Source organism: Streptomyces sp. A 4/2 (assembly GCF_940670765.1).
Classification (GTDB): domain Bacteria; phylum Actinomycetota; class Actinomycetes; order Streptomycetales; family Streptomycetaceae; genus Streptomyces.
Window position 1 is genome coordinate 44,076 of the sequence record NZ_CALNVW010000050.1, and the last position, 19,002, is coordinate 63,077.

At 70.1% G+C, this 19,002-nt stretch carries 19 protein-coding genes; 11 read left to right on the forward strand and 8 right to left on the reverse strand.

Annotated elements, in window-relative coordinates:
• Positions 1–24 precede the first annotated feature (24 nt).
• Positions 25–1,095 (forward strand): cell division protein ZapE, encoded by a 1,071-nt coding sequence (gene zapE, locus NBY69_RS32980; protein WP_250305638.1) that lies wholly within the window; start codon positions 25–27, stop codon positions 1,093–1,095.
• A gap of 31 nt (positions 1,096–1,126) precedes the next feature.
• On the forward strand, positions 1,127–1,552 hold the full coding sequence (locus NBY69_RS32985; RefSeq protein WP_250305639.1) for an OsmC family protein: 426 nt from the start codon (positions 1,127–1,129) through the stop codon (positions 1,550–1,552).
• A 174-nt stretch (positions 1,553–1,726) separates the two neighbouring features.
• Here NBY69_RS32985 and NBY69_RS32990 read toward each other — a convergent pair whose 3' ends face one another.
• A complete protein-coding gene (locus NBY69_RS32990) occupies positions 1,727–1,903 on the reverse strand; it encodes a hypothetical protein (protein WP_250305640.1) in 177 nt (58 codons plus the stop codon).
• 285 nt (positions 1,904–2,188) lie between these two features.
• On the opposite strand from NBY69_RS32990, the gene NBY69_RS32995 reads away from it, so the two are divergent.
• Positions 2,189–3,196 carry a chitinase gene (locus NBY69_RS32995; RefSeq protein WP_250305641.1) on the forward strand — a complete coding sequence of 336 codons (1,008 nt, stop codon included), beginning with the start codon at positions 2,189–2,191 and terminating at the stop codon, positions 3,194–3,196.
• Between the two features lie 136 nt (positions 3,197–3,332).
• Here the strand turns inward: NBY69_RS32995 and NBY69_RS33000 are convergent, their stop codons facing one another.
• The 4 genes from NBY69_RS33000 to NBY69_RS33015 all read right to left on the reverse strand — a co-directional run bounded on the left by NBY69_RS33000 (position 3,333) and on the right by NBY69_RS33015 (position 6,404).
• Positions 3,333–3,809 carry a hypothetical protein gene (locus NBY69_RS33000; RefSeq protein WP_250305642.1) on the reverse strand — a complete coding sequence of 159 codons (477 nt, stop codon included), beginning with the start codon at positions 3,807–3,809 and terminating at the stop codon, positions 3,333–3,335.
• 308 nt (positions 3,810–4,117) lie between these two features.
• Positions 4,118–4,786 (reverse strand): ABC transporter, encoded by a 669-nt coding sequence (locus tag NBY69_RS33005; protein WP_250305643.1) that lies wholly within the window; start codon positions 4,784–4,786, stop codon positions 4,118–4,120.
• A complete protein-coding gene (locus NBY69_RS33010; protein WP_374211367.1) occupies positions 4,783–5,730 on the reverse strand; it encodes an ATP-binding cassette domain-containing protein in 948 nt (315 codons plus the stop codon). Before NBY69_RS33010 ends, NBY69_RS33005 begins: the two co-directional genes overlap by 4 nt.
• A complete protein-coding gene (locus NBY69_RS33015) occupies positions 5,727–6,404 on the reverse strand; it encodes an AIM24 family protein (protein ID WP_250305644.1) in 678 nt (225 codons plus the stop codon). Before NBY69_RS33015 ends, NBY69_RS33010 begins: the two co-directional genes overlap by 4 nt.
• 72 nt (positions 6,405–6,476) lie before the next feature.
• Between NBY69_RS33015 and NBY69_RS33020 the strand changes: the two genes are divergently transcribed.
• Together NBY69_RS33020 and NBY69_RS33025 are read left to right on the forward strand one after the other, a co-directional pair.
• Complete coding sequence (locus tag NBY69_RS33020) at positions 6,477–7,202, forward strand: peptidyl-tRNA hydrolase (RefSeq protein WP_250305645.1); 726 nt, start codon at positions 6,477–6,479, stop codon at positions 7,200–7,202.
• Positions 7,203–7,533: 331 nt separating this feature from the next.
• Complete coding sequence (locus NBY69_RS33025; RefSeq protein WP_250305646.1) at positions 7,534–8,865, forward strand: carboxylesterase/lipase family protein; 1,332 nt, start codon at positions 7,534–7,536, stop codon at positions 8,863–8,865.
• Between the two features lie 93 nt (positions 8,866–8,958).
• Here NBY69_RS33025 and NBY69_RS33030 read toward each other — a convergent pair whose 3' ends face one another.
• Positions 8,959–11,355, reverse strand: coding sequence for a GH92 family glycosyl hydrolase (locus tag NBY69_RS33030; RefSeq protein WP_250305647.1), 2,397 nt, complete (start codon positions 11,353–11,355; stop codon positions 8,959–8,961).
• Between the two features lie 350 nt (positions 11,356–11,705).
• A complete protein-coding gene (locus NBY69_RS33035) occupies positions 11,706–12,125 on the reverse strand; it encodes an ArsI/CadI family heavy metal resistance metalloenzyme (protein WP_250305648.1) in 420 nt (139 codons plus the stop codon).
• 205 nt (positions 12,126–12,330) lie between these two features.
• Here NBY69_RS33035 and NBY69_RS33040 point away from each other — a divergent pair, with 205 nt between their 5' ends.
• From NBY69_RS33040 to NBY69_RS37745, 5 genes are read left to right on the forward strand one after another with little or no spacing between them, the layout of a single operon-like run.
• Positions 12,331–12,732: a helix-turn-helix transcriptional regulator gene (locus NBY69_RS33040; RefSeq protein WP_250305649.1), complete on the forward strand. Its 402-nt coding sequence runs from the start codon at positions 12,331–12,333 to the stop codon at positions 12,730–12,732.
• Positions 12,729–13,820 (forward strand): ACR3 family arsenite efflux transporter, encoded by a 1,092-nt coding sequence (gene arsB, locus NBY69_RS33045; protein WP_284349993.1) that lies wholly within the window; start codon positions 12,729–12,731, stop codon positions 13,818–13,820. The genes NBY69_RS33040 and arsB overlap by 4 nt, the downstream gene beginning before the upstream one ends.
• A complete protein-coding gene (locus tag NBY69_RS33050; RefSeq protein WP_250305650.1) occupies positions 13,813–14,286 on the forward strand; it encodes an arsenate reductase ArsC in 474 nt (157 codons plus the stop codon). The genes arsB and NBY69_RS33050 overlap by 8 nt, the downstream gene beginning before the upstream one ends.
• Positions 14,287–14,330: 44 nt before the next feature.
• Complete coding sequence (locus NBY69_RS33055; RefSeq protein WP_250305651.1) at positions 14,331–15,098, forward strand: trans-aconitate 2-methyltransferase; 768 nt, start codon at positions 14,331–14,333, stop codon at positions 15,096–15,098.
• A gap of 15 nt (positions 15,099–15,113) precedes the next feature.
• Positions 15,114–15,239: a hypothetical protein gene (locus NBY69_RS37745; RefSeq protein WP_374211368.1), complete on the forward strand. Its 126-nt coding sequence runs from the start codon at positions 15,114–15,116 to the stop codon at positions 15,237–15,239.
• Here NBY69_RS37745 and NBY69_RS33060 read toward each other — a convergent pair.
• Positions 15,203–17,287: an alkaline phosphatase family protein gene (locus NBY69_RS33060; RefSeq protein ID WP_250305652.1), complete on the reverse strand. Its 2,085-nt coding sequence runs from the start codon at positions 17,285–17,287 to the stop codon at positions 15,203–15,205. The genes NBY69_RS37745 and NBY69_RS33060 overlap by 37 nt on opposite strands.
• 357 nt (positions 17,288–17,644) lie before the next feature.
• Between NBY69_RS33060 and NBY69_RS33065 the strand changes: the two genes are divergently transcribed.
• Entirely contained in the window at positions 17,645–18,979 is a 1,335-nt protein-coding gene (locus NBY69_RS33065; protein WP_250305653.1) for a DUF692 domain-containing protein, read from the forward strand.
• The last annotated feature ends 23 nt before the right edge of the window (positions 18,980–19,002 follow it).

A 19,002-nucleotide genomic window follows, 5' to 3' on the forward strand; every position in this document is an offset into this window, starting at 1 on the left:
GGAGAGGTCGTTAGAGTGGGGAACGTGTCGTCGCCCATAGCCGAAGTGGTCCCCCAGTCCCTGTGCGCCCGCGAGCCGCGCGTCCCGGCCGACCGTCTGGTCGCCGAGATGGTGCCGCCGCCGCGCTTCGATTCGGTCCGCTTCGATACGTACGTACCGGACCCGAACCAGCCCAGCCAGACCGAGGCGGTGACCGTGCTCAGCGGCTTCGCCGCCGGGCTCGGCGGGGCGACGGCGAGCGGCGCCGCCCGCAAGCGGTGGTTCGGCGGCCGGAAGCACCCCGCGCCCACCGGACCGCGCGGGGTCTACCTGGACGGCGGATACGGCGTCGGCAAGACCCACCTGCTGGCGTCCCTCTGGCACGCCACCCCCGCCCCACCCGAGCACAAGGCCTTCGGCACGTTCGTCGAGCTGACGAACCTGGTCGGCGCCCTCGGCTTCCAGCAGACCGTACAGACGCTGAGCGGCCACCGGCTGCTGTGCATCGACGAGTTCGAGCTGGACGACCCCGGTGACACCGTGCTGGTCTCGTCTCTGCTGAGCCGGCTGGTCGAGGCGGGGGTCGCGCTGGCCGCCACCTCCAACACGCTGCCCGGCAAGCTGGGCGAGGGCCGGTTCGCCGCCGCCGATTTCCTCCGGGAGATCCAGGGGCTCTCGGCGCACTTCAGGCCGCTGCGGATCGACGGCGAGGACTACCGCCACCGGGGTCTGCCCGAGGCTCCGGCCCCGTACGACGACGAGCAGGTCACCAAGGCCGCGTACGCCACCGAGGGCGCTTCGCTCGACGCGTTCCCCGCGCTGCTCGACCATGTCGCCCGGATCCACCCGAGCCGCTACGGCGCGCTCACCGAAGGCATCACCGCGGTCTGTCTCACCGATGTCCGGCCGGTGGCCGACCAGTCGACCGCCCTGCGGCTGGTGGTGCTCGCGGACCGGCTCTACGACCGGGAGGTACCGGTGCTCGCCTCCGGGCTCCCCTTCGACCAGCTCTTCAGTGACGAGATGCTGAACGGCGGATACCGGAAGAAGTACTTCCGGGCGATCTCCCGGCTGACGGCGCTGGCGCGCGACGCCAAGCCGCTGGTGGCCCAGTAGGTTGAGCTCACGCCACCAGAAGGGAATCAACATGGCCACCACGCGTGTCGCTCACACGGTCTGGGAAGGCGAGCTCATCAAGGGCTCGGGCACCGTCACGTTCGACACCTCAGGCATCGGCGACTACCCGGTCACCTGGGCTTCCCGCGCCGAGCAGGCGAACGGCAGGACCAGCCCGGAGGAGCTCATCGCGGCTGCCCACTCCAGCTGCTTCTCGATGGCCCTCTCGAACGGTCTGACCGGTGCGGGCAACCCGCCCGCCAAGCTGACCACCCAGGCGGAGGTCACCTTCCAGCCCGGCGAGGGCATCACCGGCATCCACCTCACGGTGCGGGGCGAGGTCCCGGGTCTCGACGCGGACGGCTTCACCGCTGCCGCCGAGGATGCCAAGGTCAACTGCCCGGTCAGCCAGGCGCTCACGGGTACGAAGATCACCCTCACCGCCACGCTGGGCTGACCGCCCGCGTACGCCCGGCGACGCTCCCCGTCGCGGCGCCGTACACCTCGGGGCAGGCAGGACTTTCACGTCCTGGCGCCGCCCGCAGAACCGATCCCGGTGACCCGCACGCAGCGGTCACCGGGATCGGTGCGTCCGGTGGCCCCGGTCAGTCGGAACCGTCAGCCGGACCAGTCAGCCGGAGCAGGCGGTGCGGCCCGCTTCCTGCCACTCACAGACCGGGCAGAGCGTCGCACCGCGGGTGGACTCCGGGTACTCGGTCGGCTCGCGGCACAGCACGCACTCGGCGTACGGAGGGCCGCCCGGCGCGGGGGCGGGAGGCTCGGGCGTCTCGCAGTAGGACTCGTCCATGCATACGAGCGTACTCAGCCCGGCGGTACGGCGGACCGGGGACCGGGCGGTACCCGGCGAAGCACCCGAACTCCCTCCGGACCGGCGCCACTTCAGATGTGAATCCTTGAATCGCAAGCCTTGACAGTGGACTTGGTCTAGTCCAATCTCATGTCTGCACACCGTCAAGGTGTCGCCCGGCCGACTCCCGTTCCCCGGTCCACCGCGCCTTGACGACGCCCCCCACCGCCCCACTGTCATCACTGTCATCACTGCCATCACTGCCATCGAAAGGACCGGATGATGATGCGTCGACGTCCCCCCACCTCGTCACGTCGCACGATCGCCCATTCCCGGATCGCGGCGAGCCTGGCCACGGCCGCACTCGCTGTCGCGGGATCCGCGCTCGCGGCCGTTCCCGCGTCGGCCGCACCGGCGGCGCCGCAGGCCGGTGCCGAGTTCGCGCCGTACACCGACATGTCCAACTCCCAGGAAGGGCTGCTGGACACCGCGATCACCCAGCACGGCGTCAAGACCTTCACCGCGGCGTTCGTCCTCGGCTCGGGATGCAACCAGATCTGGGGCGACACCCTGCCGGTCGGCAACGACTCCTACACCGACCCGCTGATCAGCAAGGCCAAGTCCGAGGGCGCGTCGGTCATCGTGTCCTCCGGTGGCGCCGCCGGCCTGCCGCTGGCCTGGAGCTGTTCGGACCAGAGCGCGATCAACGCCGGGTACCAGAAGATCATCGACTCCTACGGCCCCAGCTCGCTGGACTTCGACATCGAGGGCGCCGCCATCGCGGACACCGCTGCCGCGGCGCGGAACATGAGCGCGATGAAGACCCTCCAGGCGGCCGACCCCGGCCTGAAGTTCTCGGTCACGCTCCCCGTCCTGCCCGACGGGCTGACCGCCGACGGCGTCAACATCGTCAAGGCCGCCAAGGACGCGGGCGTCAAGATCGACGTCGTCAACATCATGACGATGGACTACTACCAGGGCTCCCAGGACATGGGACAGGCCGCCATCAGCGCGGCCAAGAACACCCTGGCCCAGATGCAGTCCGTCGACCCGGGCTACAGCTACGCCAACGTCGGCATCACTCCCATGATCGGGGTGAACGACGACGGTTCGGTCTTCACGACGGCCGACGCGTCGACCGTGAAGAGCTGGGCCGCCGGAAACGGCATCGGCAGGCTGTCGTACTGGTCGATCAACCGCGACCAGTCCTGCGGGGGTGCCGCTCTCACCGCATCGTCGACCTGTAGCGGTGTGTCGCAGAGCCCGCTGGCCTTCGCCGACATCTTCGGCTGATCCCGGAACCTTCGGCTGATCCCGGAACCGGAACTGCCCCGGTACTGCCAGACGCGCCTGGCAGTACCGGGGCAGCACCGGCTTCATCGGAACCGGTTCCCGTCGGAGCCGGTCCTTGCAGGTACCGATCCCCCCGTCAGAAGACGAACGGGCCAGGAGCCTGCGTCGAAGTGGCACTGCAGTTCGCGGTGACACCCAGGACGACGACCTTGAGTGATGTCGCGTTCAGGCTGTAACCGGAGGCGACCGTCCCGCTCAGCGGCCCGGTGGACACCGCGCTGCCCGCCGAGATGGCCGGGCTGCTGCTCCCGCTGAACGTGACATTGCCGGAGCTGCCGTTGGCCATGGTGAGCGACGAACTGACCGAGCCCGCCGCGAGATCGATGGGACTGGTGATCGCCGACGTGGAGAGGTTGATGGTCGCCGCTGTCCCGTTCTGGGTTGCCGTGAGGGTCGCCGAACCCGAACCCCAGATTCCGCAGTTGAAGTTGAGCGTGGCCGTGGTCGGGGTCACCGCGCCCGCGAGGGGTGCCGTGACGAGTGCCCCGGCGACGATGGCGCCGAATCCGAGAGCCGCAGCGGCTCCATAGGTGCCGCGCTTGCCGAATTTCATGTGGGGGGTCCCTTCTGCTCTGAAGGACAAGGAAGAACCGTCATGTCCGGCAGCGACGACCGGTGAGCACACGTCGTCACATGCCGCCCGCCCCAGTACCCGTTCGGGACGCAGGCCGGTAACAACGCAGGCCACCGCGTTTCTGACGGACAGTCACTAGCTCGGTTCGCCCACCATTGATGCACGCACCCCTGAAGAGAACAAGAAAAGGTCCATGATTTCTTGACATGTCTGCGTCGAGATTCGGTGAAGACCCACAACGCGGGCCGGGAACTGGTACACGGCGCCCGGCACCCGCGCGGGCCCGCTCAGCCGCGCCGCGAGGCGAGCGCGCCCACCCCCGCCGCGACGCCGGCCGCGACCACCACCGCGAGGACCAGGGGGAGAACCGGTACGTGCACGGTCCCGGTCCGGGACCCCGAGACCAGGCCGTACACGGCGGAGCGGGCGGGCGAGCCACGGGTGACCAGCAGGAGGAGAGCGGCGAGCGCGGTGACGGCGATCGACCAGCCCCGGCCGTGCAGCACCGGCCGGGTGAACAGCGCACCGGCGACCGCTCCGGTCAGCGCGCAGACCAGCACCGCGAGCAGCCCCGCGACGGCCGCGGGGAACAACGGGACCGTCACTCGGTGATCGTCGCTCGTCGGCGAACTGACCAAGGTGATCACCAGCGTTCCCGCACACCCGAGCAGGGCCGCGCACCCCGTCGCGACGCCCAGCGAGGCGAGGTGGACCCGCAGCGGACTCGTCGCGGCGGCGGCGCAGTCGCGGGCCGCGGCGGGTTCCTGGTTCAGACAGATCCGTACCAGCCAGGCCGTCGCAGGAAGCAGCGCGGCAGCGGCGTAACCGAGCGAATCCAGCACCGGGTCACCGCCCTGCGCACCGACCGCGAGGAAGATCCCGTACAGCAGGACGGGCGGGAGCCAGCGCTGGGAGCGCAGCAGCAGCGCGGCCTGGTAGCGGAGCAGTGCGGTCATCGTTCCTCGGCGGTGCGGGATGCGGGGGTACCGGCGGTGCGGGACGGGGGAATTCCGGCGGTGCGGGATGCGGGGGTTCCGGAATCAGGGGTACGGGATCCGGCGCCGTGGACAGCGCGGATGTGCCAGGGCGGCCGGGCCGTGAGCAGGGCGCGCAGCAGGGCGTCGGAGTGTGCGGCGGGGACCGTGAGCACGCTGGAGTCCGTGCCGGTCTCGCACACCGGGGAACCGGGCAGCCGGGCCGGGAGCGCGGAGCCCGGCGGACCTGCGGCCTCGATCCGGACCGTCGGCCCGGACGTCTCCGGCGGCGCTCCGACCCGTACGAGCGCGCCGTCCGTCACCCGCAGCCCCAGGTCGACCGCCTCCGCGAGCCGCTGCGGATCGTGATCGACGAAGACCACCGTCGCGCCCGCACCGATCCGCTCGGCGACCGCGCGGTCGAGTTCCGCCCTGGCCCCCGTGTCAAGACCGGTCCAGGCCTCGTCGAGGATCAGCAACTCCGGCTCCGCCAGCAGCGCCTGGGCGACCGCGACCTTCTGGCTGGTGCCCTTGGAGAGTTCGGCGAGAGGGGTACGGGCATGGCCCGCGGCGCCGAAGCGCTCCAGCCACTCCGCGGCGCGGGCCGCGGCGGTGGCCCGCCGCAGACCGTGGATCCGGCCGAGGTGGACGAGGTAGCCCAGGGCGGTGAAGGGCAGCGCGGCCGGGAAACGCTCGGGTACGTAGGCGGTGCGCGGGCGCCCGGTGATCCGGCCCGTCGTCGGGGCGTCGATCCCGGCGAGCAGCCGGAGCAGGGTGGACTTTCCGCTGCCGTTGCGCCCCTCGATCCGGACCAGGGACCGCGCGGGCAGATCGAGATCCACCGCACGCAGCACCCAGGGCCCGCCGAGGCCGTAGCGGCGGCCGACCTGTCGCAGCGTCAGTGCCGCCGCAGCGTCGCCGGTCAATGCTGCTGCATCTTCTCCGGCTTGGCCTCGCTGGGCCTGACGATCACGAACCCCTCGCCCTGGAGCATCAGTTGGACGGCCTCGCCGGAGCCGCCGCGGATCATGGAACCTATCGACTGCGAACGGTGCAGCGAGGTCTGGAGATGCGCGGACCAGCCGACGACCGCGTCGGTGTCGACGTACACCGGCTGCTGCGGGGTGACGGGGATGACTATGGGGTTGCCCTCGCAGATCAGGCCGAGTTTGCCGTATCCGCTGAAGAGGCTGTTGAAGAGCCCGCCGCCGGCGATACCGGAGCCCTTCACCGTCTTGATCTCGTACGAGAGCGTGGAGTCGAAGCACAGGACGTTGCGGCCGTTGATGGTCAACTGGTCGCCCTGCTCGACGTCGACGATGAAGCAGTTCGCCGCCTCGTGCGCGAACCACGCCTCGCCCTGGCCGGTGACGGACATCAGGGGCAGCCCCTCGCCGGTGACGGCGCGCTTGAGGAGCCCGCCGATGCCCTGGCCCTTGCGTTCGAACTGCAGGTTCCCGCGGAAGGCGATCATCGCGCCCTGCCGCGCGAGCATGTCACCGTTGACGGCGTACTTGATCGATTTGGCGTTCTGCAGGGTCATCCCGGGGGCGGTCGCCTGCTGCGCCATGTTCTCGGTCTGGAAAAGATCGCTCTTCATGTCGGGCATCCTCACCCGGAAGGTTCCCCTCCGCCAAGAAGCGGCTGCGCGCAGGCTGGCAAACTGGGGCAGGTGAGCAGCAATGACAGTCCCTTCCGCGCGGAGCCGACGGCACGCGACGAGGCCCCGCAGTTCGTCCTCCCGCTGGTGGTGCACATCGAGAAGACCGATCCCCCGGCCCGTACCGACGCCCTGGAGACGGCGGCGCGTGCGGTGCTGGTGATGCTGTCGGACGAACGCTCGCTGGGCGACGGCGAGTGGGCGCAGGTGATGCGCGACTGGCAGGACGCCCGGATCCGCAAGGTGGTGCGGCGGGCGCGCGGCGCGGAGTGGCGCAAGGCGTCGGCCCTGCCCGGCAACACGGTCACCGGGACCACCGCCGAAGTACGGGTGTTCCCGCCGGTCCCCCTGGACGGCTGGCCGAAGGAGCTGGCGAAGCTCCAGGTAAGCGGCACGGACCTGGACGACCCGGAGGCGCCGCCCGCCCCGGATCCCACGGCGCCGGTGCTCTGGCTCAACCCCGACCTGGACATGTCGGCGGGCAAGACGATGGCCCAGACCGGCCACGGGGCGCAGCTCGCCTGGTGGGAACTGCCGGACGCGGAGCGCGAGGCGTGGCGGTCGGCCGGCTTCCCGCTCTCGGTACGTACGGCGGAGGCCGCCCGCTGGAAGGAACTCACCGCGAGCGGGCTGCCGGTGGTGTTCGATGCGGGATTCACCGAGATCGCGCCCGGGGAAACCGTTGCAGTCGAAGGGGGCAGCCGCTACTGTCCGCTCCCCGGCAAGCGCCGACCGTAACCGGCCGCTCCGTCGAACTCGCCCTACTCGGTGGTTCGCCGCGAAGAGTAGGGTGCAAGAGCGCTCTGACCTCGTGTTCATCGGCACCGGCTCAGACCCGAACCTCTTCGCGGGCGTCGGCGGAGAACGGCCCGGCGATCCCTGGGCGGAGACAGTGAAGGACGCCGACGCGTCGGCGTCCTGGGGCGGCAGTCGGATCGCCGTAACGACGGTCCTGGCCGACCGGATCCACGGCGTGCGGGAGCCGCACCCCGGAGCACTGCGGAAGATCCGGTATCACGTCGGACACCACACAGTTGGCGACCGACCTCGACGACAGGAGCTATTTTTCATGACCGGCACCATAGTCCTCACGGGTCACGGCCCGGTGCGAGGAGAGCACCGCACCGACGGCACCTTCCGCTTCCTCGGCATTCCCTACGCCCAGCCTCCGGTGGGTGAACTGAGGTTCGCAGCTCCGGTTCCGCCGGTCTCGTGGACGGAGCCGTTGGATGCCACGGCGTACGGACCGACGGCGCAGCGCCGCGCCTTCGCGGAGGTCACCACGATTCCGGAACCCTCGATCCCGGGTGAGGGAGTGCTGAACCTCAATGTGTTCACCCCGGCCGCAGACCCGGAATCGGCTCTGCCGGTCCTCGTCTGGATCCACGGGGGTGGTTACGTGGCCGGATCGGCGGCCAGCCCGTGGTACGACGGAGCGGCGTTCAACCGGGACGACGTGGTACTGGTGACCATCGGCTACCGGCTGGGAATCGAGGGCTTCCTGCCGCTGGAGGACGCCCCCGCCAACAGGGGAGTCCGGGACTGGATCGCAGCACTGGAGTGGGTACGGGACAACATCACGGCGTTCGGGGGCGATCCGGCCAAGGTGACCATCGCCGGACAGTCCGCAGGCGGTGGCGCCGTCCAGACGCTGCTCGCGGTTCCGTCCGCCCAAGGCCTCTTCCGGGCCGCTCTCTCGGTCTCCGGAGCAGTCGTACAGCCCCAGGGCAGGGACGTGGCCGAGAAACTGTCTGCGCACTTCACCTCCCGTACCGGCGTCCCGGCCACCGCCGCCGCCCTGCGTGATCTGAGCGACGACGACCTCCTCGATCTCCAGGACCAGTTCTGCAAGCCGGGTCCCGGTAGCGAAGCGCTGCCGATGCTGCTCCTCACCCCCTACGTGGACGGCGAGCTCGTCCCCGAGCCGGTGTACGAGGCACTCGTCGACGGCGAGGCCGGTGCGGACATTCCGTTGGTGCTGGGCTTCACCGCCCACGAGTTCCACCTGGCCCAGCCCCCGGAGCTGGGTGCGGCTCTCACGGACACGTTGTTCCGTACTCCCGGCCTCGCGATTGCCGAGGCACGCGCCCACGCAGGCCGCCCGACCTGGCTGTACCAGTTCGAATGGCAGGCCACCGCGCCTGGTTTCGAGGGTCTGGCACACCACTGCATCGACCTCCCCTTCGCCTTCGACGTCCTGAACGCTCCGGGTGTCTCCGAGGCCCTTGGCAACCACCCGCCTCAGACACTCGCCGATGCCCTCCACGAGTCCTGGGTGCGGTTCGTCCGCGACCTCGACCCGTCCTGGCCGAGCTACACCACCGACACCCGCGCGACCCGGATCTGGTCCGCCGAACCCCGTGTCGCGCACGACCTCCTGCGCGAACTCCGGGAGAGCTGACATCCGCCTGACGGAGCCGGCCCTTCAGGGCCTGTCCGTTACCGGCCACGGACAGGCCGACTCCGTCCTCCCCGGCTGTCTTCCCTGGCCGGCTCAGCGTCCATGGGCGGAGGCGCTCGCGGGCGGCACCGGGCGGGTGCTCGCCGGAGGCGCCTGACGCGGGTCGCTGCCCCAGCTCTTGTCGGGTCGGGGGCCCATCGTCAGGCTCAGTCGGCCGCCGTCCACGATTTCCTGGTGAGTGAGCCATGCCCGGTTCAGCGGACGGCCGTTGAGCCGCGCGGACCTGATGTACAGGTTCTCCGCCGAGTTGTCCCGCGCCTCCACCGTGAACCGGGTCCCGCGGCTCGTGGTGATCACGGCCTCGTCGAAGAGAGGGCTCCCCAGCGCGTACACGCCGCCGGCCGGGGCGACGGGGTAGAAACCGGCCGCGGCCAGCACGTACCACGCGGACATCTGGCCGCAGTCGTCGTTGCCCGCGAGACCAGCCGGCCCCGTGCCGTACGCGTACTCGCACACGTACCGTGACCATTTCTGGGTCAGCCACGGAGCGCCCGCGTAGACGAACATGAACGCCATCTGGTGCACCGGCTCGTTGGAGTGGTTGTACGCGTCGTTCCACTTCATCATCAGCTCGGGCGGCGTGCGTTCGAACATGCCGTTGAGCCGCTCGACGAAGGCGTCCCGGCCGCCGAGCAGGCCGATCAGCCCCGGCACGTCGTGCGGCACGAACCAGCCCTGCTGGTCCGGGTTGGACTCGATGCAGCCGTCCTGGTCGCCCATCCACGAGCCGTCCGCGTTCCTGCCGCGGAACCAGCCGGCCTCCGGGCTGAAGAGGTTGCGGTAGTTCTTCGCGGTGCCGTCCAGCCTGCGCGCGTCGCCGTGCCGGCCCAGCGCCTCGGCGAACCGTGCGAGGGCATAGTCGGAGTAGCTGTTCTCAAGCGTCTTGGACAGGCTGGTGTCCACGCACCAGCCGAGCGTGGTCCAGTTCTGGAAGTCGTTGCGGTTGGACTTCTCGGCCGGCCCGAGCGCCACGTCGCGGCAGTAGGCGTAGGCCTTCTCCGCGTCGAAGCCGCGGATGCCCTTGGTGTACGCCTCGGCGATGATGTTCACCGCCGGGTCGCCGACCATCGTGTCGGTGTCCGTGCCCAGCAGTTCCCAGCGGGCCAGGCCCTTCACCCTGCCGGAGTCGGTCAGCGCCAGCAGGGTGTTGATCTGGTCGGCGACCGTCTGCTCGTCGATGAGCGTCAGCAACGGGAATTCGCCGCGGAAGACGTCCCAGCCACTGAAGACGGTTCGCTGGGCGAACCCGTCGTGCCGGACCGGGCCGTCGCCGAAGCGGGAGGCGCCGTCGGCGTCGCTGGAGATCCGCGGGTCGATCATGGTGTGGTACAGCGCGGAGTAGAAGATCTCCCGCTGGGTGGCGGTCCCGCCCCTGACCGAGATCCGGCCGAGCGCCTCCGACCAGGCGTCCCGCGCCCGCCGCTCGGCCCGGTCGAAGTCCCAGTCCGGCAGGGAGGATTCGAGGTTCCCGCGGGCTCCGGCCACGCTGACGAACGAGACTCCGGCCTTGAGGCGCACCTGCTGACCGGCCCGCACGGGGAACTCCGCGAAGAACCCGGCGCTGTCGCTCGCACTGGACTGCTCGGTCGCCGAGCGGGAGACCGTGTCCCCGTCCCAGGTGCCGAAGGCGGTCAGCGGGTCCTGGAAGCGGAGGCAGAAGTACACGGTGTACGTGGGCCCGTTGCCACAGATCCAGCCACCGCCCGAGCGGTCGGCCCGCATCGAGCCCTCGACGGTGTGCGCGTCCACCATCCGCAGATCCTGTGCCACGCTGTGTGAACCGTCGAAGCCGATCCGCCGGGACAGATCGACCTTGATCCGGCCGAGGCCCGCCTCGGCGAAGGTGAAGCGGATCATGCCCGCCCGGCGCGCCGCGGTGAGTTCGGCCCGCACCCCGTAGCGGTCGAGGTCCACCGCGTAGTAGCCGGCCCGCGCGGTCTCGGTCTCCTTGCGGTACGGGCTCTTCGCCGCGTCCCGCCCGGTGACCAACTCCCCGGTCTGCGGCATGACTTGGAGGTTGCCCAGATCGCCGTAACAGCCGACTCCGCCGAGGTGGAGGAAGCTGAAGCCCTCGATGGTCGTCATGTCGGCCGAGTAGCCGCTGCCGTTGTCACCGCCACTGACCGTGTCCGGGCTCAACTGCACCATGCCGAACGGAGTGTCGGCGCCGGGAAACGTCTTGCCGCAGGCGGTGTCGGGCGAGGTGGTCAGGGCGCCGATCAGCGGGTCGACGAGGTCCACCGGCGCGATGGCCCGACGGACGGCGCCGGCCGCCTGCGCCACGGTGCGGGCCGCGGCGCCGCCCGGTGTCGCGGCCGGTACGGCAGCGGCTGCCGGCACCGCGCCGGCGGCGCCGGCGACACCGAGGGCAGCGACACCCGTACCGGCCAGGAAGGTGCGTCGGGTGAGCGGACGTCTGGGCTCGGTCATGACGGTCTCCCGGAGGCAGGGGCGAAGAGGGGCGGCGGTGCCGGAGCGCTCACTATCTGACAACGTTGTCAAGAGTGGGTTCATTTTGGGCCGCGAACGCGGGAGCGTCAAGGGGCAGGCGGGCGCAACCCCCTGCGGGACGCTGCGGAGTACGGGGCTCGTCCAGCCCCGTACTCCTGCGCTACCAGGTCCGACCGACGCCCGCCGCGATCAGCAGCAGCACCACGGCGAACGCGGCCGGCGCGTCGCGCTCAGGATCGCGACGGCGCTCGGCGCCCACGTCATGGCATGACGTGGCATGGCGTGGCGTGGCACGTCATGGCGTGGCACGTCATGGCAGGGCAGTCGAATCAGCTGCTGCAGCATGCGTCGCCGTCAAGGGCGTCACTCTTGCCCATCCGGTCGGCGTCGGCCTTGACCACGTAGACCTCCCACGGCTCCTTCCCGGGGCCGTGCACCCATACCTTGTCCTGCACGGCGTAGCAGCACGAGGTGTCGTTCTCCTCGAACGTGGCGAGGCCCGCCTCCTCGAGGCGGCCGGTTGCGGCTGCGACCTGGTCCGTGGAGTCGACCTCTACGCCGAGGTGGTCGAGGCGGGTTTCCTGTCCGGGCTCGCCCTCGATCAACACGAGTTTGAGCGGCGGCTCGGCAATGGCGAAGTTGGCGTACCCCTCGCGTCGTTTGGCCGGTTCGGTGCCGAACAGCTTCGAGTAGAAGGTGACCGACGCTTCGAGGTCGCTGACGCGCAGGGCGAGCTGTGCACGGGACATGGTGGTGACTCCGATCGGTTGTAGTGACGTCTGACCGCATCGACATCTGCCCGCGGGCATCCGTCTGCATCGCCATCCGCCCGCACGGGCATCCGTCCGCATGGGCATCCACCGGCACGGGCATCCGTCCGCAAGAACGTCTGCCTGCATTGATGCTTGTCGATTCAAGGTTGCATCTTGGATCGAAGAACGTCAACATAGAAGTATGTCGAAACAAGAGCGTGCAGTGCTCGGCCAGACCGACGGGACCGGCCCCTGCTGTCCCGGGCTGCTGGCCGCTCCCCTCGGTGAGGGGCAGGCCGTGGAGCTGGCAAAGGTGTTCAAGGCGCTGGGCGACCCGGTGCGCCTGCGCCTTCTCTCGATGATCGCCTCGCGCGCCGGCGGCGAGGTCTGCGTCTGCGACCTGACCCCGGCCTTCGACCTGTCGCAGCCGACGATCTCGCACCACCTCAAACTGCTTCGGCAGGCCGGGCTCATCGACTGCGAGCGGCGCGGCACCTGGGTCTACTACTGGCTGCTGCCCGAGATGACCGACCGCCTCGCCGCCGTCCTGACGCGTCCCGCCGGCGAGACCCTGCCCGCCGCGCCCGCCGAGGCGACCTCGTGAGCGCCGCACCCGAGCAGCCGGTCGTCGGCCGGCTGTCCTTCCTCGACCGGTACCTCGCCGTGTGGATTCTCGCCGCGATGGCTCTCGGCCTCGGTCTCGGCCGCGTCGTGCCCGGTCTCGGGGACGCGCTCGCCGAGGTCACCGTGACCGGTGTATCGCTGCCCATCGCGCTCGGCCTGCTCGTGATGATGTACCCGGTCCTCGCCAAGGTGCGTTACGACCGGCTCGACACCGTCACCCGCGACCGGCGCCTCCTGCTGCCCTCGCTACTGCTGAACTGGATCGTCGGCCCGGCGCTCATGTTCGCGTTGGCGTGGCTGTTCCTGCCCGACCTGCCCGAGTACCGCACGGGCCTGATCATCGTGGGGCTGGCGCGGTGTATCGCCATGGTGATCATCTGGAACGACTTGGCCTGCGGTGACCGCGAGGCCGCCGCCGTACTGGTGGCGCTGAACTCGGTGTTCCAGGTCATCGCGTTCTCGGCCCTCGGCTGGTTCTACCTGTCCGTGCTGCCCGGCTGGCTCGGTCTCGAACAGGCCGGCCTCGACGTGTCCGTGTGGGAGATCACCCGGAGCGTGCTGATCTTCCTGGGCATCCCGCTCGCCGCCGGGTACCTCACGCGCCGGATCGGCGAGAAGGTCAAGGGCCGTACCTGGTACGAGGCGCGGCTGATCCCGCGGATCGGGCCGTTCGCGCTGTACGGGCTGCTGTTCACGATCGTTGTGCTGTTCGCGCTGCAGGGCGACGCGATCACCTCTCAGCCGCTCGACGTCGTCCGCATCGCACTGCCGCTGCTCGTGTACTTCGCGGTCATGTGGGCCGGTTCGATGGCGGTCGGCCGCGCCGTGGGACTCGGCCACCCACGCGCGACGACGCTCGCCTTCACCGCCGCGGGCAACAACTTCGAGCTGGCGATCGCGGTGGCCATCGCCACGTTCGGCGCCACTTCCGGTCAGGCCCTCGCAGGCGTGGTCGGACCACTCATCGAGGTGCCGGTGCTGATCGGCCTCGTCCACGTCGCGCTGTACGCCCGCCGCTACTTCACCGCCCCCGCACCTCTGACCGGGGAGGACCCCGCCCATGTCTGACGCCGCTCCGCCCTCCGTACTGTTCGTCTGCGTCCACAACGCCGGCCGCTCCCAGATGGCCGCCGCGTTCCTCACCCACCTCGCGGGCGACCGCGTAGAGGTACGGTCCGCCGGGTCCGCCCCCGCCGACGCGGTGAACCCGTCCGTCGTCGAGGCGATGGCCGAGGTGGGCGTCGACGTCTCGGCCGAGGTGCCGAAAGTGCTCACCGTCGAGGCCGTACAGGCGTCCGACGTCGTGATCACGATGGGCTGCGGCGACGCCTGCCCCGTCTTCCCCGGAAAGCAGTACCTCGACTGGCAGTTGCCCGACCCCGCCGGGCAGGGCGTCCGAGCCGTACGCCCCATCCGTGACGAGATCAGGGCGAGGATCGAAGCGCTGATCGCACACGTGCTGGGTTCTCAGGGCACGGCACCCCCGTCGGCCGACAGGGCGCGAAACGGCAGGGCGCGAAACGGCGGGGCGTGAAACGGCGGGGCGTGAACGGCGCGGCCCGTGTCAGGATGCCAGGCATGTCCGGTCGCGCGCTGAGCTTCGGAGTGATGGCGGAAGCCTACGAACGGTTCCGGCCGGGATATCCCGTGGAACTCTTCGACATGGTGACGGCCTACGCGGCTCAGCCGGTTCGAACTGCCCTTGAAATTGGCGCGGGGACCGGCAAGGCGACCCGCCTGTTCGCCCAGCAGGGCGTCACGGTCACCGCGACCGAGCCCGACGGGGCCATGCTCGCCGAACTGCGCAAGCATGTGCCGGCAGGCGTCAGGACGGTGCGAGCCGCCTTCGAGGACGTGCCACCGGGCGAGAGGTACGAACTGGTCTATGCGGCAGCAGCGTTGCACTGGACCGCCCCGGAGAGCCGGTGGTCGCACATGGCCTCACTGCTCGAACCGGGCGGGGTGTTCGCCTCGTTCGCCGGGCCGGTCCAGCTGGCCGACCCGGCCGTGGAGGAAGCCGTCCGCACTGCACGGGCGCCGTTCCTGGACAGCGACGAGGTCCCGTCCCCGGACGGGACACCTCCGGGGCATCACCTGCAGTGGCCGGGTACGGAGCTGCAACGGTCCGAGTGGTTCACCGACGTCCAACAGTCCGTGATCGAACGGCACTTGACGATGAGTGCGCGCGACTTCGTCGGCCACCTCTCGACCGTCTCGGCCTACCTCGTGCTGCCCGCCCCGGTGCAGGAACAGGTATTCAGCGAGATCCTTCAGGTCCTTCCCGGGGCGGTCGAGCTCGCCGCCGACATCACCGTCCATCTCGCGCGTCGGCGTGACGAGCCGTAACACCCGGAACACCGCTTGCCGGACACCGGGTCACGGCCCCGGACGGCGAGCACCCTGGCGACGGCGGCCGGGACGGCTGCCGTCGCCACGGGTGTCCTGACGGATCAGCCCTTTCCGGCGGTAGCGATCCGGCCGGCGTAGCGCTGCGTCCAGGTGGTGTCGGTGTCGACGGTGACGACCACGTCGTAACGGCCCTCCTGCGTCGGCCACATGACGACCTTCGTCTTGCCGTGGGCCACGGTGACCTTCTGGGTCCGGCCGAGGTAGTCGTTGGCGGTGAGCGTGTAGTGCACCGGCTTGGTGCCGTCGTTGTGCAGCGTGAGTCTCACCTGCGCCTCGCGCTTGGCGCCCTCACTCCTCAGCAGGTCGACCTCCGCGCGCGGGAGCCCACCGCCCTTGTTGCCGGCGGGCGCGACCTGGCCGGCGAAGGAGCGGACGAAGCCGTCGTTGGAGTAGATCGAGAAGGCGTACTTTCCGTCGGTGGCCTTGGTGTCCCAGGTGTGGTCGCGCGGCTTGCGCGCGGTGACGGTGTACGGCGTGTTGGAGAACGCCTGGTACTTGTCGGGGAACACCTGGAAGCTCAGGGCCTTGTCGTTCGGGCCGCCGGTCAGCGTCATCCGCGCGGTGACCGTCCCCGATGCGTGGTCCTCCGAGAGCGTCGCGTGCGGATGGAAGCTCAGCGGGCGGGGCTTCATGTGGTCGGCGGCGACCGGCTGCGCGTGCTCGGCGAGCGGGTCCGGGAAGTCGGCCGGTCCGGGTTGCGGGTGGGTGAAGTCGAGTGCGCTGGTCAGATCGCCCGCGATCGAGCGCCGCCAGTCGCTGATGTTGGGGCAGCGGAACGGCTTGCCGAGGTGGGCCGCCCACGTCTCCAGGAACGTGATCGTCGAGGTGTGGTCGAACACCTCCGAGGCGACGTACCCGCCGCGGGTCCACGGCGAGACCAGCAGCATCGGTACCCGCGCACCGAGGCCGAGCGGGTAGTCACCGGCGTACTCGCGGGCCGTGCCCGGCTCGGGCCACGGCGGCAGCACGTGGTCGAACTTCCCGTCGTTCTCGTCGTAGTTGAGAATGAAGAGGGTGTGGTTCCAGATGTCGGGGTTGCTCTGCAGGCTGTCGAGCACCTTCTTGACGTAGCGCTCGCCGTGCCGGGTGTCCGCGCCCGGGTGCTCGGACCAGCCGTACGGCGCCACGAGCCAGGAGACCGCCGGCAGGGGGTGTTCCGCACCCGGCTGGCAGGCGTCATGGAAGTTCTTGAGGACCGCGTCGAGGTTCTCGTCGGAGTCGTCGTCCGGCGTGGTGGCGCCCGCGTAGTACGTGGCGTTGGCACGCCAGATCAGCCCGGTGCCGGGCTTCAGCTTCGGGTCGTCGGCGCTCAGTCCCTCCGGCTCGAACCCCTTGAAGTACTTCAGCTCGTTGTCGCCGTAGTCGCCGATCCAGGAGCTGATGTACCCCTGCCGCCCGTTGCCGCTGTTGTCGGAGTAGAGCCGCCAGTCGATGCCGGCCTGCTGGAGCTGCTCGGCCACCGTGATCCAGGAACGGGAGTAGTTGGACTCATCGGTGTTGCCGGTCTCGCTGTTGGCGGTGCCGCTCCACAGGTACTTCCGGTTGGGGTCGGTCGGCCCGAATTCAGAGCAGAAGTTCTGGTCGGCGACGGTGTACTGGGCGGCGACGGAGTGGTAGAAGCCCATGTAGTCGTCGCTGTGGTAGTTCATGCAACTGGCGCCGCTGTGCTGCGCCCACAGATCCCACTTGCGATGCTCGACATCGCCCCAGGCTCCGTGGTCGTTGCCCCAGGCGCCGTCATCGGCCTGCGGGGTGACGATCGTGCCGTCGCTGTTCTTCTGCTGGAAGACGGTGGTGCCGTCCTGGAAGCGCAGCGCCTGCTTGTCGTTGAAGCCGCGTATGCCGGGGAACGTGCCGAAGTAGTGGTCGAAGGACCGGTTCTCCTGCATGAGGATCACCACATGCTTCAGGTCCGATATATCGCCCTTGAAGCCCTTCGGTACGACATACCTCGGCTGCTTCGGAGCGGCGTACGCGCCGCCCGCGCCGGCGGTCGCGCCGAACACCAGCGCCCCGGCAGCGATCCCGCCGCCCTGGAGGAACCGGCGACGGGAGGCGCCGGTGGCCGTGTCGGTCTTGTCGCCGAGCCCGGACTCGGGTGCCGGAGTGATCGGATCGGGGTCCATGGAAAGCTCCTCGCGCAGATAAGCACAGGTATGCATAGGTATGCACAGATAGGGACGGGTACCGCAGCCTGCTCATCGAAGCGAGTGAACACCAACTCCGTGTAAACACCAACCAAACGGTGATCAGGCTGATCAACTTCAGGCTTGCCAGCTTCTGCTGCCCTTATCCCGGCAATCGAACCCGCCTTGCGGCGCCGGGACATCGACATGCGACACGGTTCCGTCGGCCTCGGGCGGCGTGGGTTCCGGCAACCTCAAATGAAGCTCTGAATCTGCCGCCCGGTGGATTCACCGCGCCCCTCCGGGGTCATCAGCCCCGCACGGGCCGGAACCGCGGGGGCGGCGGAGGGGGACACCATGGGGCAGCTGGGGATCGGCATCGGATGGCGGCCGGAGATCGCCGGGGCGGTGGAGGGGCTGCCCGGGATCGACTGGGTCGAGGTGGTCGCGGAGAACATCTGCCCCGGTCATCTCCCCGACTCGCTGCGGCGACTGCGCGAGCGCGGGGTGACCGTGGTGCCGCACGGGGTGTCACTGGGCATCGGCGGCGCCGGGCGGCCCGCCGATGACCGGCTGGACGCGCTGGCCGAGCGGGCCCTGTTCCTGGGGTCGCCGCTGGTCACCGAGCACCTCGCGTTCGTCAGGGCCGGGGGTCCGCTGACCGCGTCCACCGAGCTGGAAGCGGGACATCTGCTACCGGTCCCCCGTACCTGGGACGCGCTGCACGTGCTGTGCGAGAACGTCCGCATCGCCCAGGACTCGCTGCCCGTCCCGCTCGCCCTGGAGAACATCGCCGCGCTGATCTCCTGGCCGGGCGAGGAGCTGACGGAGGGCCAGTTCCTGGCCGAGCTGGTGGAGCGTACCGGCGTCCGCCTGCTGATCGACGTGGCCAATCTCCACACCAACCACGTCAACCGCGGCGAGGACCCGGCGACCGCCCTGGACGAGCTGCCGGTGGAGGCCATCGCGTACGTCCATGTCGCGGGCGGTGTGGAGAAGGACGGCGTCTGGCACGACACCCACGCCCACCCGGTGACCGGGCCGGTCCTGGACGTACTGGCGCAGCTCCGCGCCCGGGTGGACCCGCCCGGCGTGCTGCTGGAGCGGGACGACGACTTCCCGCCGGCGGAGGCACTGGCGGGTGAACTGGACGCGATCCGGAGGACTCTGACGGTCCGGCACCTCACGGCCGACGCCGGGCGGACCCCCCGGGCCCCCTCCCCCGCTCCGCGCCCGCCCGCGGCCCCGACGACCTCCGACACCACCCGCACCCGTCAGCGGCTCGCCCTGGCCGAGACCTCCTTGCTGTCCGCGCTGGTCGCGGGTACCCCCGCGCCCGAGGGGTTCGACGCCGGCCGGCTCGGCGTCCAGAGCCGGTCCCTGGCCGCCAAGCGCGCCGATGTCGTGTCGAAGGTCGCCCCGGAGCTGCCCGTCCTGCTCGGCACCGGCTACCGGAGCGCGTTCCTCGCGTATGCCAAGTCCCGTCCGATGAGCGGCGGTTACCGCCGTGACGCGCTGGACTTCGCCGAGCAGCTGCTCCGCGCGGGGCAGCCCGCCGATGCCGCCGCCCGGCGCCGTCTCAGCCTCTGGTGGCAGGACCGGGCGGCCCCGCACCCCCCGACCAGGGCCGGCCGCATCGCGCGCGCTGTGCGCACCCGGTTCAGGGGCCGTCCCGCGCATCGGGGTCAATGAGTCCGACACCGTCGGACGGTCCT

Excerpts from the sequence above, each read along its gene's own strand:
- NBY69_RS33005 (WP_250305643.1), bottom strand. The coding sequence starts at position 4,786 with ATGACCGCACTGCTCCGCTACCAGGCCGCGCTGCTGCTGCGCTCCCAG.
- NBY69_RS33050 (WP_250305650.1), top strand. The coding sequence starts at position 13,813 with ATGTCTGACGCCGCTCCGCCCTCCGTACTGTTCGTCTGCGTCCACAAC.
- NBY69_RS33030 (WP_250305647.1), bottom strand. The coding sequence starts at position 11,355 with ATGACCGAGCCCAGACGTCCGCTCACCCGACGCACCTTCCTGGCCGGT.
- NBY69_RS33055 (WP_250305651.1), top strand. The coding sequence starts at position 14,331 with ATGTCCGGTCGCGCGCTGAGCTTCGGAGTGATGGCGGAAGCCTACGAA.
- NBY69_RS33025 (WP_250305646.1), top strand. The coding sequence starts at position 7,534 with ATGACCGGCACCATAGTCCTCACGGGTCACGGCCCGGTGCGAGGAGAG.
- NBY69_RS32990 (WP_250305640.1), bottom strand. The coding sequence starts at position 1,903 with ATGGACGAGTCCTACTGCGAGACGCCCGAGCCTCCCGCCCCCGCGCCG.
- NBY69_RS33065 (WP_250305653.1), top strand. The coding sequence starts at position 17,645 with ATGGGGCAGCTGGGGATCGGCATCGGATGGCGGCCGGAGATCGCCGGG.
- NBY69_RS33000 (WP_250305642.1), bottom strand. The coding sequence starts at position 3,809 with ATGAAATTCGGCAAGCGCGGCACCTATGGAGCCGCTGCGGCTCTCGGA.
- NBY69_RS33040 (WP_250305649.1), top strand. The coding sequence starts at position 12,331 with ATGTCGAAACAAGAGCGTGCAGTGCTCGGCCAGACCGACGGGACCGGC.
- NBY69_RS33015 (WP_250305644.1), bottom strand. The coding sequence starts at position 6,404 with ATGAAGAGCGATCTTTTCCAGACCGAGAACATGGCGCAGCAGGCGACC.
- NBY69_RS32985 (WP_250305639.1), top strand. The coding sequence starts at position 1,127 with ATGGCCACCACGCGTGTCGCTCACACGGTCTGGGAAGGCGAGCTCATC.
- NBY69_RS32995 (WP_250305641.1), top strand. The coding sequence starts at position 2,189 with ATGCGTCGACGTCCCCCCACCTCGTCACGTCGCACGATCGCCCATTCC.
- NBY69_RS33035 (WP_250305648.1), bottom strand. The coding sequence starts at position 12,125 with ATGTCCCGTGCACAGCTCGCCCTGCGCGTCAGCGACCTCGAAGCGTCG.
- NBY69_RS33060 (WP_250305652.1), bottom strand. The coding sequence starts at position 17,287 with ATGGACCCCGATCCGATCACTCCGGCACCCGAGTCCGGGCTCGGCGAC.